This is a genomic window from Butyrivibrio sp. (assembly GCF_017635265.1).
In the GTDB taxonomy this organism is placed as follows: Bacteria; Bacillota; Clostridia; order Lachnospirales; family Lachnospiraceae; genus Butyrivibrio.
Genome location: NZ_JAGBLU010000141.1, coordinates 38853 through 54058 on the forward strand (window position 1 = coordinate 38853; position 15206 = coordinate 54058).

Genomic DNA, 15206 nt, shown 5'->3' on the forward strand with positions numbered 1-15206 from the left:
GTTAATATGATCACATTCCCAAATATGCTTTCTTTAAGTTTTCATCCTGTAACAGATCCGAAGCCTTGCCTTCCATAGATATAATCCCCTGTTCCAAAACATAACCTCTGTCTGCAAGTTTCAACGCATTTTGAACATTCTGCTCAACCAGCATAATGGTTACTCCATCTTTTTTTACCTTTTCTATGATGTCGAACATGATATCTGTAAGTAGCGGTGACAAACCAATTGAAGGTTCATCAAAAATCAATAACTTAGGACAACACATAAGACCACGTCCTATTGCCACCATCTGTTGCTGCCCGCCTGATAATGATCCTGCAGACTGCTTAGCCTTAACTTTCAAATCCGGCATCATGTTATAAACATATTCCAAAGTATCTTTTCTCTTTTGCTTGGGGCCTTTCAAATAAGATCCAAGTTCAAGATTTTCCTGCACTGACATATCTGGAAATAGCTTTCTTCCTTCGGGAACCTGCACTACACCATGCTCAGCAATTTTAGAAGGATTCAGTTTTGTTAAATCAACGCCGTCAAAAACGATACTTCCTGAATTGATTTTTTTAAGACCGGATATTGCTTTCAACAGTGTTGTCTTTCCCGCTCCATTGGAACCAACAAGTGATATCATTTCTCCATCTTTTACCGTCATTGAAACTCCCTGAATAATCTGCAGATTTCCATAATTGACGTATAAATCCTTGATCTCCAGCATACTGTTTCCTCCTCATTTATCATTTACAGTCATCTTAATAAGATCTTGAATGTTTTCTTTTTCCTCCAAATGACTGATATAATCAATAATTACTTCTTGTGATTTCTCATCCCATATGTTTTTTGTGAGACTTTTGAACTTTTTCACCAGCTCTTTGTTATCAAATGGATCAAGATAGTCTCCTTTTGTAACTGAAGAATCTTTTTCAATTACCTTCCCATCTTTCTGTACTATTCTCATGTGATTTCTTCGAACATCTGGCAACAATTTTGTAAAATCCTTATTTTCATTTACTTCAATCTTTTTAGCCAATTCAGTTATTTGTGGATCTTTTATGTTTTCATCTGTGATATCTCCTACCGAAAGACTTCCCTTTACAATATTTGTTGCGAGCGTGACCGGAATAGAAAACTTAGCTGCAAACGCATTTTCTGCCTCTTGGCTTTTTAATTTTGAAGCTGCACTGTAAGTCTCAATCTCTATTTTTTCGATATTTCCGACTTCCAATCCTTCCGTCATCAGCTGATTCACCATATCTACAAAACTATGCGTATATCTACATGCTGAATGAAGTTTAAAATAGTTCTTTGTTATCAGATAGTTTTTACCAATGTCTTTGCTCAACAATTCAAAATCAATTTCACCATCAAGCACTTCCTGCCAGACAGATAACAGTGAATCCACACTGCTTTCTATGCCTGCATCAATCATATTCGATGCCATAGAACCAACTAAATTTGACATCCCTATATAAATATTTCTAAGCTGATCGCCATGAAATGCACTAGTCCAAGTTGTAGCCTGCGGCAATGAGTTTGCTAATACTATGGATTTAACTATTGATCCCCGATCTCTTTTTTTGAGTTTGCAACAAACTGCAGCTGCACCAAGAGTTTGAGAAGTTCCATGCACATGCATTTGTGATTTTAGTTTTGTTGCACCTCCCCACCTACATGACACCTCGTAAGCTGCTACAAGTGCTGTAATCGCGTCTTTACCAGTTGGATTGATATCCTGGCACTCTGCAAGAAAAGAAGGAACTATATGGCACGCAGGATGCCCAAAAGCAAACTGATTACCTTCATCAAGTTCATTTTTTACCATTGCAGAAGCGTTTAATAAAATGGAATCACTTTTACTAATCCGTCTTTTTCCTATGAGCGGATAGCCACCTTCAGGAAATGCATCTTCGATATACTCACTATTTCCAATGGCAATGCACGCTATAGAGTCAAGCAAAATCATTTTAGCCTGATCAATTGCTTCATCCGGCAAGTCTTCATACTTTAATCCCGCTATGAAATCTGCCTGTCTATCCAATTGTTCCTGCAACAGTTCTTTGTCAATCATCATTTTATGTCCTTCTTATATGCGCTTCCGAGATATGATTCAATTACTCTTTCATTCTTTGTTATATCCTGAGGAGTCCCTTCTGCTATCAACTTACCGTGATCGAGAACAACTACACGGTCAGACAATTTCATAAGAGCCGCCATTATATGCTCAATCATCAGAATTGTTACTCCTGAATTTCGTATCTTTAAAACCAGTTCAACACATTCCTCTATTTCAGTGGGCGTTAACCCTGCCATTACTTCATCTAAAAGTAGCAGCTTGGGCTTTGTTGCCAGCGCTCTGGCCATCTCCAGTTTTCTCTGATCTCCTATTGTCAAATCTGCTACTATGGAATTCATCTTGTCTTCCATTCCTACAAATTGGATCATTTCTCTCGCAATTTTCTCAGCTGCAGAATAAGAGCTTTCCCTATTAAAAGCACCTACCATAACATTTTCCAAAGAAGTCAATTGACCGAAAGGCTGTACAATCTGGAAAGTTCTGGCCATTCCTGCTTTACAGTTTTGAAATGTTGATCGTTTGGTTATGTCATGATTGTCAAATTCTACACTTCCAAAAGTTGCCGGATAAAATCCTGTGATTGAATTGAAAAATGTAGTCTTACCTGCTCCATTGGGTCCGATAAGTCCAACAATCTCGCCTTCTTCAATGTCCAAATTTACTGAATCCACTGCGGTTAGTCCGGCAAATTTTTTTGTTACATTTCTAGCTTTTAACAAAGTTGCCATATACTATTCCTCCGCTTTCTTCTTGTCATATTTGTTAACTAATTCCTTTGTCAATCCAATAACTCCTTTAGGCATTACCATAATTACTATTACAAGGATCAGTCCATATACGACCATATTCATACCTATATAATTTGAAAGTGCTGCGTTTGTTATCTCCGAAATAGGTTCCAGGATCATTGCTCCAATGATTGGACCAAACACTGTTCCTGCACCACCGATAATACATGGTGTGATTGCTGATACAGATACTGTATTGGAGAAAGCAATTGTCGGATCAATGTACAGATAATACTGTGCATAAAAACTTCCACCTATTGCCGAAAGCATTGCACTAGCGATAAGTGCTATCATTTTATACTTAAAAGCATTGATTCCCAGTGCTCTTGCCGCATCTTCATTTTCTCTTATAGCTACAAAATAAAGTCCCATCTTAGTTCTACGGATTTTGTATAGTGCAAAGGTTATTGCTGCAAGCATCACAAATGCTGCATACAAAAAACCTTGTTTACTCCCAAACTGCATTAGTGCAATGCTCTTACTATAAGGAATAGATACACCGCTTGATGCGTGAAGTGCTTTGGTATTCTTAAACAGCACTCTCAATATTTCACAAAAAGCCATGGTAGCAAGTGCAAAATAATCGCCTTTCAGATTATAGTGAAAAGAAAGATAACCGATGCCTGCAGCGACTAGCCCTGCTACTATCATTCCTAACACAAGACCGATCCATGGATTTATTCCCAAATCCACGAACAAAATACTTGAGGTATATGCCCCTAATCCATAAAAAGCTGCATGCCCGAATGAAAATTGACCTGTGTATCCACTCATCAAATTCCAACACTGAGCAAAATATGCTGAGGTTAAAATTGCTATAATAAGATTTAATCTATAATTACTCACGTATAATGGTGATAAGAGTACTGCCAAACTCAAAACACAAATGATTACAATCTGTTGGACTGTTAGCCTTCCATTATTTGTTGAATTTGTCGCCCTTTTTAAAAAATCACTAATCATATCATCCCTTCTTTCCTAATAAACCAGTCGGCTTAATTATCAGTGTCATAATAAAGATCAGATAAACGACAAGTTCACTCCAGGAACCGCCCATATAAAGAGATGAAAATGACTCAACTACACCGATTATCAATCCCGCAACAATTGCTCCCCAAATATTGCCAAGTCCTCCGAATACTGCAATCACAAAGCACTTTAATGAATATGAATTACCGCTTGTAGGATAAATATACTGTGTCGGTGTAAGTAGTGCTCCAGCTACGCCCGCACATATGATTCCGAGTCCAAAAGCTATCTGATTTATCTTAGGAACTTCAATCCCCATCAGTGTTGCTCCTTCAGGCTGCACCGAAGTAGCTCTGATAGCTCTCCCCAAATCTGTTTTTTCCAAAAGGATGTAGATTCCTATTGAAATAGCAGCTACGAATATAAATGCTACCAGCTTGGGTTTGTTAATAGTTAATGCCCCAAGGCTTATAGCAGAATCAAATCCAGGAATCGTTACGGATTTATAGTTGGCACTAAAAATAACCAAAATCAAATTCTCAATAACAATTGCCAGTCCTTGTGTCAGGAGCAGCTGGTTGTATCCAGCTACTCCCATAAGAGGATTCAAAAATATCTTCTGGATGAGGAATCCAATAATAAACATGATTATCATGACTATAGGTAATGCAATATAAGGAGTAATTCCAATTAGAATACACAGTTCAAAGGTCACATACATCCCAACTGTAATAAGTGCACCATGAGCAAAATTTGTAATCCTCATAACTCCAAATATTAGTGAAATTCCAAGTGCTGCCAGTGCATATACTCCTCCCATCAGTATTCCATCTATGGACGCTTGAAAAAATGCATTCATAATTATTCCTCCCAACAACAGCCAGTTCCCGACCTTTTATTCTCCAACGATCAACTCTGCTTCAGCGAATTCCCTAGGATAAACAACTACATGTTTTCCATTCTGTATTTGAACCAGTACACCTGCTGCATTCACATTTTCTCCCTTTTCATCAAAGGTAATTGGGCCCGCCTGGGCAAGAACATGATCTTCAATATTAGTTTCATGCAGAGCTTTCTTTAATGCTTCAGAGTCAGAGCTTCCTGCTCTTTCAAGTGCATCAGCAATTACATAAATGCTTTCATATCCCCATACAGCGTGAACTGACATATCATCACCATATTTTTCTTTATAAGATGTAAGCAATTCTTCTGTCTTCTCACTGTTAGGATTAAATCTATAGTTAAGATCCAAATAATTCTCTACTGTGTCACCAAAATCCTCTATGAACTTAGTATCTGATATTCCGCCATTTGCAACGCCGCATACCATCTTAAGTTCAACTCCTCTTTCATTTAATTCTTTGACCAAAAGAGATGTATCTGCGAAATATCCGATTGTTATAAGTAAATCCGGTTTTAAGTCTGCTATCTTTGTAACCTCTGTACTTAATGTTGCTGTACTTGCTGAATATGTTATCCTGTCAAGAAGTTCGATTCCGGTTGAACCCATATTTTCTGCAATAATGTCACCTGAATCTGTTCCTGTTAATGAATCTTCATGGATCAAAACTGCAGTCTTTATATCATCTGTTTTGATTTCAGTGATGTATTCAATAAAATCATGAGCAAAGACATCTGCATTTGGCTGTATTCTGAAACAATATTCAAATCCATTTTCAAACATCGCTACATTGTTGCTTACTGTAACTAGGAATGGAACCTGATTTTGTTCTGCCTTCTGCATGCATGTAAGAGTTACTCCAGACTGGAATGTTCCCGTAATGATAGAACAACCTTCAGAAATTAGTCTCTCAGTCTCAGACGCGCCTGTGTCAGCACCTGCCTGACTATCACCAACTTCCAATTCAAGTTTTGCTCCTCCCATTGAAGCAATACCGCCTGCTGCATTTATTTCATCAATAGCAAGTTGTTGGGCGTTTACGATTGCCTGAGCCTCATACGCATATGATCCTGTTAGCGGATGTACTGATCCGATTTTTATTACGCTGCCACCGCCTAATGCACTGGCAGTGGATGAATTTGTGGAACCGCAGCCTGTAACAGCTAGAATTGTTAACAATCCTGACATTGCAATAGATAATAATCTTCTTTTCTTCATAATGCTCTCCTCTCCCATTCAACAGATACAAAAAAACAAGGGCAGTCTATACACATGTATAAACGCCCTTGTTCATCTGCCATAGTAAAATCTGTAGTTGTTAAAAAGGATATTAACACCGAAAATCAGATTATTCCAATACGAATTATATTATACTAAGTATAGCCATTTACTTATAACCCATTAAATCCATTAATATACATTTCCCTTGAAAGCTCAATAAATTCCCTGGCTGCATTGGTAAGATATCGGCCTCTGTTATAATATAGCGATATTTGTCTCTTATCAGCCAGTTCTTTAATACTATAGTAATTAAGATCTTCACAATAATCTGATTTATACATACTGTAAGGAATCATACAAGCCCCTATTCCCAATTTAGCCATAGCGTATGATGCAGTCGCCGTTGTACATTCTATTGTTCCTTTCGGTCTTTTATAACTAATTTCATATAGGCTATCCAACAGTTCTCTTATAAATGTATTTTCTTGTAACCTTATAACAGGAATATCAGACAAATTCTTCATTTCAATCATCTTGATTTCTTTATTATTGCTTTGATGATTATTATCTTTGGCCTTTGGTACTGCCATCAAAAAAGCCTCCTCATACAGTACTACTCTCTCATATTTAGCTGTTGCAAAATTACTGGTTGCCATAACCAGATCCAATTTTCCATCATCGGCAATACCTTTTAATTCAGGCTCAGTATCTTCAATTATTTCGATTTGTACATTAGGGAATTTTTGTTGGTATCTCATTATGAGCTCAGGTAAAGTTGATATACTATTTAGATAGCCTGTACCTATCCTCAATACTCCTGATAATGTGCCAGTTAGATCGTCCAATCTTTCATAGAACTCAGCCTCATCTGACAGCATTTTTTTTGCCATATTTACATACAAATCTCCAGCCGCAGTTATTTTCAGCGGATTTGTTCTCTCAAATAATGCAACCCCCAATTCATCTTCAAGTTTTTGTACAAACTGAGATAACGAGGGCTGTGAAATCATAAGCACATCAGCTGCTTCAGAAAAACTCTGCCTTTCAGAGAGCGTTATTATATACTTTAATTGACGTGAGTTCATTTCTTATACCCCTTCTTTTTCATTAAAAAAAGACAAAGGGCTCATAAAAAGCGCCTTTGCCTATAGTTCTCTATTCTATCACATTGTATCTTACTACGCCATTTCAATAATACAACTCAGTTTATAACAGATTCAATTCCACCCTCCTCAAAATCTCAGGAAGTATCTTTACAGAATTTACTTTGTATCTTTCTCGAAGTGTATCTAACAGCTCCTTTTTAGTGATATCGGGCAGCTCAATCGTACTACAGAATATACACAAAGCCGAATCTGCCACTTGTTTGCTTAATGGGCTCATCTGCATTAAAAGGCTGTCAATCAATAGCGATATTCCGGAAAAAACATCTGTTCCATAGGAAGTAAATGATATCTGCTGAAGAGAATAAAATGGCTCAATCTCTGAATAATCAAGCTCCGCTGTATATAAATCCTGTAAATAACTGTTCGCTGTTTCTATCATATTTCTGCTAATGTCAGACATCCTTACCCAAAAGCCTTCATCATCACACTTTCTGGCAGAAACTGTCATCGGAAGACTTGTTGCCCCTCTGGTAATAAAAAGATTTATAGTATATTTGTCAGTTCCTACAACATGCGAGCTTATGGATTCCGGAAAAACATAAACTTCCTGATTAGTTCTCTTTATTGGTTCTCTTTTTGCAACTCCATTTTTATTGTTTTCATGAAAAGAAACAATCACCTCTTCTCCCTTAGTCGCATCAAGCTTAATATATACAGAAATCCTATAGTACTCATCGAGCACACAAATTGCATTATCAAATTTCTCCTGAGTCTTTACCTCTTTTATCATAAAAGGCTGGATATGTTCCAGATATTTCTTGATATAATCCAATTTATCAACACCGATAAAATCAAAATACTTGAAAAGATGCTTGTTAAAACCAGAAGCGTGTTCCGACTCGTCAAGCGTTATCCTGTCCAGTCTGGAGAGCCTGCGAAGCCTCTTGCACAGAAGTTTCTTGCTTGCTAATTCATCGTCTTGCTTTTCGTGGGGGTTGCTCTCTAATTCTATCGAAACTGTTTCACCATTTATTTTCATCAATTCCAGCACATATGAATAAATCCTCTTCTGTTGCCCCGCATCTGCGTTTCTAAACAATTCGATGAGGTTCTTCTCATCATTGCTTAATGAAAAAGAATAGTCTATGTTCTCTTTTGAGTTACTTGAATCTGCATCATCATCCAATAATTCATCTAGTGACACTCCCAACACATTGCAAATAACCGGAAGTTTCGCTGCAGATGGATTAAAGCCTTTTCTCTTCCAATCGCTGATAGTGCTCTCTGCTATTCCTGTTTTCATCGAAAACTCTTTTTGTGTTATACCTCGCTTCTTAAGTATTTCAAAAATCTTGCTTCCTATCTGCATAGAACCTCCATAAAGCTAAAAAAGCCACAATTCGATTAGTCGGATTCGTTTAATCGAATTGTAGCTCTTACAATCTCATGAGTCAAGCACCACCTCACGATGGTCACCGTTTTTAATAAAATAAAAAATGTTCTTGCATTATGTTTTGCCTATATCAGGATTCTTTCTATCAGTTGTGTTCTTCGAATCACCAAAACAAAATGTTGTAGTTCGCCTTTATAAAAAATATGTAAACTTGCATTTTATAGCTATTTTAGAAAGTTTCCTTGCATTTTCAGGTCTTTATTTTCATCCTCTGGCAATCATCTCACCATACTCAGCCTTTTCTTCCTCAATAAACTTTCTGACTTCATCGGTTGTTGGTAGTTCCTCGGAACAGGAGTGACTCTTTACCATCATTGAAGCTTCTGCACTGCCAAACTCAAGGCAGTCAATCATTTCCCAGCCTGAGAAGATTCCGTATAGGAAAGCTGATGCATAGCCATCACCGCCCCCAAAGCCCTTCAGTGCTTTTACAGGGAATGGCTTTATTGAATACTTCTCGCCATCCTTTGTATAAGCAGTTGAGCCTTCTTTGCCATGCTTAATAAGAACAATCTTGGCGTTCTCATTAAACCATGCATTGGCGCTCTGTTCATCGCTTCTTCCTGGCTCAATAAGTTTCTCGGTTAAGTCAAACTCTTCCCTGGAGCCCATGATGATATCTGCTTCTTTTGCTACAGCTGCATAGTAGATTGAGATTTCATCATCATTTTTCCAGTTGTATGCCCTGTAGTCTATATCGAAGATTACTCTTGTTCCATTTTTTTTCGCAAGCATCACCGCCTTAAGAGCCGCCTCTCTTGATGGGCTTGCAGCCAGTGCTGTTCCTGATATCAAAATAGCTTTACTATTCGCAATATAATCTTCATCTATATCCTCTACGGAGAGTTGCAAATCTGCAATCTCGTTTCTATACATTAGGATGCTGCTCTCTGTAGGAGAAAGTATCTCTGTAAAGGTAAGGCCGAGCTTCTCGCCATTTATACATCTTGTGATATGAGAAGTATCAATTCCCTCTCTTTCCATGAAATGAACCACAAAATCTCCAAACTGGTCATCAGAAACCTTGGCAAAAAAGCCAGCTTTAAGGCCATGCCTCGTTACACCAATAGATGTGTTGGCAGGAGATCCACCAAGATATTTTTTGAATGTAGTGCACTCTTCTAATGGATGAAAATAATCTACAGGATTAAAGTCTATAGCTATTCTCCCCAAGAAAACTATGTCCATGTTCCTATTCTGATCAAACTCTACATACCTCATCTCTATACCCTCTTTTTTACAAAGATTTTCCTCTTGAACTAAAATGCTGAAATATTCTTCAACTTCGTTTTTGTAATAACCTATACTTCTCTAAAAAATCAGCAAAACCCAGTTACCTATCTATAATACCTTTTCCCAAAAGTATTTTTGAACTGACTCCTCTTATTCCTTACAGTAATTGTATGGTCAAATCCTGTGTAATCTGTAAAGTATATTGTTGATGCTCCTGCATTTCTAAGCTCAGAATCCTCTTTACCCTCCATAAATCTGTGAGCACCAAAAGCCGGTCCCACAATAAGAGTATCCATGTGATTAGAAAGTTCTACGTAATCGTCTTTTACAGTAAGTGCTTCATTTCCTGTAAGATGAGTTGCAAGGTGGCCATTTTCAAGGAATGTTGCTCCTGTAAATGAAAGTTCAATTCTCCAAGGTGCCCCCTCTACGCCGCTTGTCTTAACACGTACATCAATTCCGTCTTTATCTTTTGACTCTGTAACCCAAACATCGATGTCCATGTCTGGACCCATTTTCTTGTCTCTCTTGGAATTATCCATTTCCCACCAGTCGCTGGTAGCAGGTCTTTTATCATCTGTCCAGGGAAGGTAATACCAGCCGTGCATTGTCTGATGCAGGTGAACACCGCCCTCTATCTCTTCCATTGTGTCAGCCTTGAAAGCTCTGTGCTCGCAGAAGCTTCCTGCGACCTTCATCTCCATCTTTATTGATCCATTATGGAAATAAAGGAAGTTGGACTTGCCGCTCATAGCTGTGTATGTGTATCTTCCGGACTTATTTCTGGAAATGCCTGAGTTTTTGTAAAAGACATGATAATCAGGATTTCCATAAAGTCCCTCATGCTCTATTTTTCTCCACTCCGGGTACCACATAAAGTAAATGAGACTGTCCGGAGCAAGCATATTTTTCTTTTGACAAATATCGATGATAGTGTTGCACATCTCATAGAACTCAGGAATGTTGTGTCGCTGTCCCATGAGCATGTATTCTGTGTAGTAATCTGTTGGATATGAAAGTCTGTCCTTATCAAATCTTGTGGAGTTAGCAGTATAAACAGATCCGTCCGGTTCCCAATAATGAAGCATCATGTGAAGGTTTCTCACAGCATACTCCTCGTACTTTGTGTCGCCTGTTGCCTCTGCCAGAGTGATCATGGCGTCATTATTTACACGGTTGTAATTACCTGCTGACTTCTCGGCAAACTCGCCATCTTCGTTGCAGTCGATACCCTCAGCAAGATATTCGTTTGCACGCTTTACCATATCATCATTATTGTAGATCTTTGCACACTCCATAAGGGTTGATGCGATTGCCCATCTGTGGTTAGGTGTGTGGAAGCCGCCTGTCACGATGCCCTTTGCAGCCTTCTCGATAATTCCGTTAATAGTTTCGAAAATTTCCTGCTCTTCTTTTGTTTTCTTATCACCAACAACATCTCTCAGGTAAAAGAAAAACGGCATTAGCTTCTTTATAGAAAAAGCTGTATCAGGTGCAGAGTTGAAATTACATGTAACATAGTCATAAAGACCTGTGTCATGCTGCATTTTTTTAGCAAAGCCAAGGCCTAATCTAATCCTTTTTAAAAGAGCTTCATCCCTGTATAAAGAACTGTCGCTGTTGCAATAAAGAGCGATCATAGATGCTGTTCTGTAAATTGTGTATTTTGCATCCAGGATATGATTATCATCCAAAAAAGCACCTACATTTGGACTTCCTTCATCCATGATCTGCTGGCGCATTGATTCGTAAACCAGCTCCTCTGTATCTTTTAAAATAATCTGATAGTGTTTTTCCATCTTATGACCTCCCAAACCTAAGCCGCCGGACATAACAATTTGTCCGGTAGGTTCACAATATAAAATTATGTTTCGTTTATTTGTTTTATCTTTTATCTAAAAACTCAGAAATGTCAGCTCTCTAAGTTTATTCCTGTCAGCCCCTATCAATGAGCGCCGCTCCAATAATGCCTACATCGCCGGCATCACTGATTCCATGTGCCAAAACAATATCTGTATTTTTCTCGCTATTCCTTGAATATATTCCTTTTTCAACTTTCTTTTTCAAATCATCAAGAAAAAGATCTGCTGCCCTTGTGATTCCCCCACTTAAAACCAACACATCCGGCTGCAGGATATTTATAAGATTAGTGATTCCCTCAGAAAGATAGGTAGTAAATCCATCAAGAACCTCAAGCGCCAGCGTATCTTTCTTTCTTACCGCTTCAAAAAAGACTTCTCCATCCATATCTTTTGGATTTCCACAAAGCGCCCATAAAACAGAAGTCTTATCCACATCTTTTTCCATGGCTTCCCCTGCCTGTTGCATTAGTGCTGTGGCAGAAGCGTAATCCTCAAAGCACCCCTTTCTTCCACAGTTGCAGTCAACTCCATCAAGGTTGATTGTCATGTGCCCAAACTCTGCTGCCGCAAAATTAGTGCCGCGAAGCAGTCTATGATTTATGATGATTCCTCCACCGATTCCTGTGCCAAGAGTCACCATAACGAAATTATCAACATCGTATCCACCGGTAATGTACTCACCAATTGCAGCCGCATTAGCATCATTGTCAAATGATGTCTTTGCTCCAAGCTTATCACCCAATGCTTCTTTTAACTTTGGTAAAAAAGGTACCTCTTCAAAGCCAAGATTGTTGGCATACATTATCCTGCCTGTGGTAAGCTCCGCTGTTCCGGGAACACCGACACCAATCGCCTCTACGTCAGCTTCCGATAAATTGTTATCAACCAGAATCTTTTTTATGGTTGAGGCTATGGCTCTAATCATCTGCTCCGACTCACTTGCCTCAGATGTTTTTATAGAAGTCTTAACAATGATGTTGTAATCCTCATCAACCAATCCTATTGCTATATTAGTTCCACCAACATCAACACCTATTCTGAACATATCTTTTCCCTATGTATTTATAATTTCCAACTTCATTTTATTGTATTGATTCTTTAGTTGCTATCTTGGGTTAGCCCATAGTTAAAATATTTTAAAATACTATCTTTGTACAAAAGATGATTTTCTTTTTGGATAAATATGTGTGTTTAGCATCATGTAAGTCAAGTACATATTTATTTCTCATGTACCCAAAGTGTTCCATTTTAGTAGGATAAAAAATATGTTTATAACCTTTTTGCCCGAGCTTTCATCTAACTTGGGTAAAAAAATATATATTACATTTCTTACCCTATCTTTCTGGTTTTCCTCGGGTAAGATAATGATTATTACGTTTCTTACCCTGTCTTTCTACTTTTCCTCGGGTAAAATATTGATTATTTTCTTTCTTACCCTGTCTTCTCATTTTTCATTGGGTAAAAACTTATACATTTCATTATTTACCCAAGGCTCTCTGCTTCATTCGGGTAATTAAATCTATTTTTGTTAATTTACCCAAAGCCCTGAAATAGCTGTCAGGCTTTCATGACCTCTAAAAGGAACAGCATTGCCAGGGCCTGTCCATAAGGCATTGGTTTGATTTCAATCTGCTTGTAAAAATCCTTGGATTCACGTCCCATTGGTGTTCCGTAAGAAACCTGATTAACAGTGCCGTCATCTGCGATATTTGCAAGTACTGGATCAAGTGCCTTAAGTGCAACATCTTTGTACCTTGGATCAATAAGTCCCATTCTCACTGCCTTTAATATACCATAGGCAAATCCGCATGTAGCGCTGGTCTCCACATAAGATGTTGCATCATCTACAAGTGTATGCCACATTCCGCTTTCATCCTGATACTTCTCAAGTGCCTCTACCTGAGCATTAAGCGCTTCTATCAAAAATCTTCTGTCTGCGCCTTCAACCTTTGCAATTGACAGATACTCAGGCACTGCCATTGTAAACCAGCAGTTTCCGCGGCCCCAGAGGGCTTCTGCGAAGTTGTGATTTCCTTTAAAGGTCCATCCGTGGAACAAAAGACCTGTCTTATGATCTACCAGATATTTGATATGCAAAAGAAACTGATATCTGGCCTCCTGTCTGTATTCGTCGTTATCTTCTATTTCTCCCATGCTGGCAAGAAACATTACTGTCATGAAAAGAGTATCATCCCAGAGCTCCTGATCATTTTCGCTATCTGAAGTCCTGTGAGTAAAACCGCCTTCTTTAGTCCGTACAAAGTCCTTCATTATAGCTTCTGCCCACTCATGACATACATTTCTGTACGTAGGGTTCTCTTTTTCCTTAAGAATAAAAGACAAGGGAAGGAGAGGAGCTGTAGTATTTATGTTTTTTGCAGGAAGCCCAAGAGAAATCTCTTTTTCATAAAACTGGTTAAGAAATGCAAGGTACTCCTCTTTTCCTGTCTCTTCGTACATCTGTAAGAGGCCATAAAGTCCGACGCCCTGAGTCCACTCCCAGTGCTGATATCTTGACACATCATCTCCTGCCAGATTCTTTGACTTCATATTTTCCAAAAAGTATTCATCATCCTCATAAAGGAATTTCTGGAAACTGTCTGCCAGAATTTTTAATGTGCTTTCAATCTTTTCATTATCGACTTTCATTTGATACCTCTTTCTTTTTCATATATACTATTCTCATGCTTATAAATGACAGTGTTTATTACGAAGACAACCACTATATAATTATCAACAACATCCCTAACAATATTTTTTACTATATTGATTATGATAAAAGAGATGCCTCTATAAACATGGAATTCCAGCATCTCCATCCATATTATGAGATGTTGATCCTTCTTGCGCCGAATGCTACTCATCTTATTGAAGGTGTTCCCTACAATATTCACATGGGTGACATTGTTCTTTTGGCGCCTTCTGTCATGCATAAATCTGTTTATTACAAGGGCGAACCCAGCAAAAGAATCATCATTGACTTCATGTATGAGCTGAACAGCCCGGAAACAGCTGATGCCTACGCTGAAATTCTTCAGCCTTTCAAAAGTGAGGTTCCTATTTTCAGGTTTGATCTTGAAGACCGACAGAAACTTATCGATATTCTCAACTCACTTTTTATCTTTTCAAAAGAGCATCAGTACTATGGCAATCCTGCTGATGAATTTTACATTCATACTAAGTTTCAGGAGTTTTTGTACACTCTTTACAGTCTTAAGGATAAAAACATTTATACCAATGACCAGAGTTATAACTCTATTGAACAGAAAATGTATGAAGTCTCATCCTATATACACGCTCATTACAATGAAGATATTTCGCTAAATACTCTTTCAGATCAGTTCTTTGTAAGCCCAAGTTATCTGTCCAGAGTTTTTAAACAGGTTACCGGATTTAATCTATCCAACTACATCCAGCTAACCAGGATTAAAAATGCCCAATATCGTCTGGTTTCATCAAACGATAAGATTTCAGTTATTTCTGAAGAATGCGGTTTCGCTTCGTTTTCTCAGTTCAACCGCATCTTCAATAAAGTAGCAGGAACTTCGCCAAGGCAGTATAGGCAAACTGCTATCACCCACAAATAAATGCAGGTGTTACAT

At 38.1% G+C, this 15206-nt stretch carries 13 protein-coding genes; 1 reads left to right on the plus strand and 12 read right to left on the minus strand.

Translation table 11 applies throughout. The annotated features are described in order from the left end of the window. Window positions 1–10 precede the first annotated feature (10 nt). The 12 genes from J6O61_RS18320 to bglB form a co-directional block, all read right to left on the minus strand. Complete coding sequence (locus tag J6O61_RS18320) at window positions 11–715, minus strand: ABC transporter ATP-binding protein (protein WP_292215753.1); 705 nt, start codon at window positions 713–715, stop codon at window positions 11–13. 12 nt (window positions 716–727) lie between these two features. After that, entirely contained in the window at window positions 728–2068 is a 1341-nt protein-coding gene (locus tag J6O61_RS18325) for an MmgE/PrpD family protein (protein ID WP_292215754.1), read from the minus strand. Next, window positions 2065–2799 (minus strand): ABC transporter ATP-binding protein, encoded by a 735-nt coding sequence (locus J6O61_RS18330; protein WP_292215755.1) that lies wholly within the window; start codon window positions 2797–2799, stop codon window positions 2065–2067. Before J6O61_RS18330 ends, J6O61_RS18325 begins: the two co-directional genes overlap by 4 nt. Before the next feature lie 3 nt (window positions 2800–2802). Beyond that, on the minus strand, window positions 2803–3822 hold the full coding sequence (locus J6O61_RS18335; RefSeq protein WP_292215756.1) for a branched-chain amino acid ABC transporter permease: 1020 nt from the start codon (window positions 3820–3822) through the stop codon (window positions 2803–2805). 1 nt (window position 3823) lies between these two features. Next, the gene (locus J6O61_RS18340) at window positions 3824–4687 is read right to left on the minus strand and encodes a branched-chain amino acid ABC transporter permease (protein ID WP_292193602.1); all 864 of its coding nucleotides are present in this window, start codon (window positions 4685–4687) and stop codon (window positions 3824–3826) included. Between the two features lie 36 nt (window positions 4688–4723). Continuing rightward, window positions 4724–5947, minus strand: a complete 1224-nt coding sequence (locus J6O61_RS18345) for an ABC transporter substrate-binding protein (protein ID WP_292215757.1) — start codon at window positions 5945–5947, stop codon at window positions 4724–4726. Window positions 5948–6120: 173 nt separating this feature from the next. Next, a complete protein-coding gene (locus J6O61_RS18350; RefSeq protein ID WP_292193599.1) occupies window positions 6121–7035 on the minus strand; it encodes a LysR family transcriptional regulator in 915 nt (304 codons plus the stop codon). 121 nt (window positions 7036–7156) lie between these two features. Next, window positions 7157–8425 carry a helix-turn-helix domain-containing protein gene (locus J6O61_RS18355; protein WP_292215758.1) on the minus strand — a complete coding sequence of 423 codons (1269 nt, stop codon included), beginning with the start codon at window positions 8423–8425 and terminating at the stop codon, window positions 7157–7159. A 288-nt stretch (window positions 8426–8713) separates the two neighbouring features. Beyond that, window positions 8714–9730: a 5-dehydro-2-deoxygluconokinase gene (iolC, locus tag J6O61_RS18360; RefSeq protein WP_292215759.1), complete on the minus strand. Its 1017-nt coding sequence runs from the start codon at window positions 9728–9730 to the stop codon at window positions 8714–8716. A 116-nt stretch (window positions 9731–9846) separates the two neighbouring features. Next, a complete protein-coding gene (locus J6O61_RS18365) occupies window positions 9847–11541 on the minus strand; it encodes a hypothetical protein (protein WP_292215760.1) in 1695 nt (564 codons plus the stop codon). A 136-nt stretch (window positions 11542–11677) separates the two neighbouring features. After that, window positions 11678–12649: an ROK family protein gene (locus tag J6O61_RS18370; RefSeq protein WP_292215761.1), complete on the minus strand. Its 972-nt coding sequence runs from the start codon at window positions 12647–12649 to the stop codon at window positions 11678–11680. Window positions 12650–13161: 512 nt separating this feature from the next. Next, entirely contained in the window at window positions 13162–14253 is a 1092-nt protein-coding gene (gene bglB, locus J6O61_RS18375) for a beta-galactosidase BglB (protein ID WP_292215762.1), read from the minus strand. 35 nt (window positions 14254–14288) lie between these two features. Here bglB and J6O61_RS18380 point away from each other — a divergent pair, with 35 nt between their 5' ends. Continuing rightward, window positions 14289–15191, plus strand: a complete 903-nt coding sequence (locus J6O61_RS18380; protein ID WP_292146454.1) for a helix-turn-helix domain-containing protein — start codon at window positions 14289–14291, stop codon at window positions 15189–15191. Window positions 15192–15206: the final 15 nt, after the last annotated feature.

Bases quoted from the DNA above. Each gene is read 5' to 3' on its own strand.
- J6O61_RS18325 (WP_292215754.1), bottom strand. From the start codon at position 2,068: ATGATGATTGACAAAGAACTGTTGCAGGAACAATTGGATAGACAGGCA.
- J6O61_RS18350 (WP_292193599.1), bottom strand. From the start codon at position 7,035: ATGAACTCACGTCAATTAAAGTATATAATAACGCTCTCTGAAAGGCAG.
- J6O61_RS18320 (WP_292215753.1), bottom strand. From the start codon at position 715: ATGCTGGAGATCAAGGATTTATACGTCAATTATGGAAATCTGCAGATT.
- J6O61_RS18330 (WP_292215755.1), bottom strand. From the start codon at position 2,799: ATGGCAACTTTGTTAAAAGCTAGAAATGTAACAAAAAAATTTGCCGGA.
- bglB (WP_292215762.1), bottom strand. From the start codon at position 14,253: ATGAAAGTCGATAATGAAAAGATTGAAAGCACATTAAAAATTCTGGCA.
- iolC (WP_292215759.1), bottom strand. From the start codon at position 9,730: ATGAGGTATGTAGAGTTTGATCAGAATAGGAACATGGACATAGTTTTC.
- J6O61_RS18355 (WP_292215758.1), bottom strand. From the start codon at position 8,425: ATGCAGATAGGAAGCAAGATTTTTGAAATACTTAAGAAGCGAGGTATA.
- J6O61_RS18370 (WP_292215761.1), bottom strand. From the start codon at position 12,649: ATGTTCAGAATAGGTGTTGATGTTGGTGGAACTAATATAGCAATAGGA.
- J6O61_RS18380 (WP_292146454.1), top strand. From the start codon at position 14,289: ATGCTTATAAATGACAGTGTTTATTACGAAGACAACCACTATATAATT.
- J6O61_RS18335 (WP_292215756.1), bottom strand. From the start codon at position 3,822: ATGATTAGTGATTTTTTAAAAAGGGCGACAAATTCAACAAATAATGGA.
- J6O61_RS18340 (WP_292193602.1), bottom strand. From the start codon at position 4,687: ATGAATGCATTTTTTCAAGCGTCCATAGATGGAATACTGATGGGAGGA.
- J6O61_RS18345 (WP_292215757.1), bottom strand. From the start codon at position 5,947: ATGAAGAAAAGAAGATTATTATCTATTGCAATGTCAGGATTGTTAACA.
- J6O61_RS18365 (WP_292215760.1), bottom strand. From the start codon at position 11,541: ATGGAAAAACACTATCAGATTATTTTAAAAGATACAGAGGAGCTGGTT.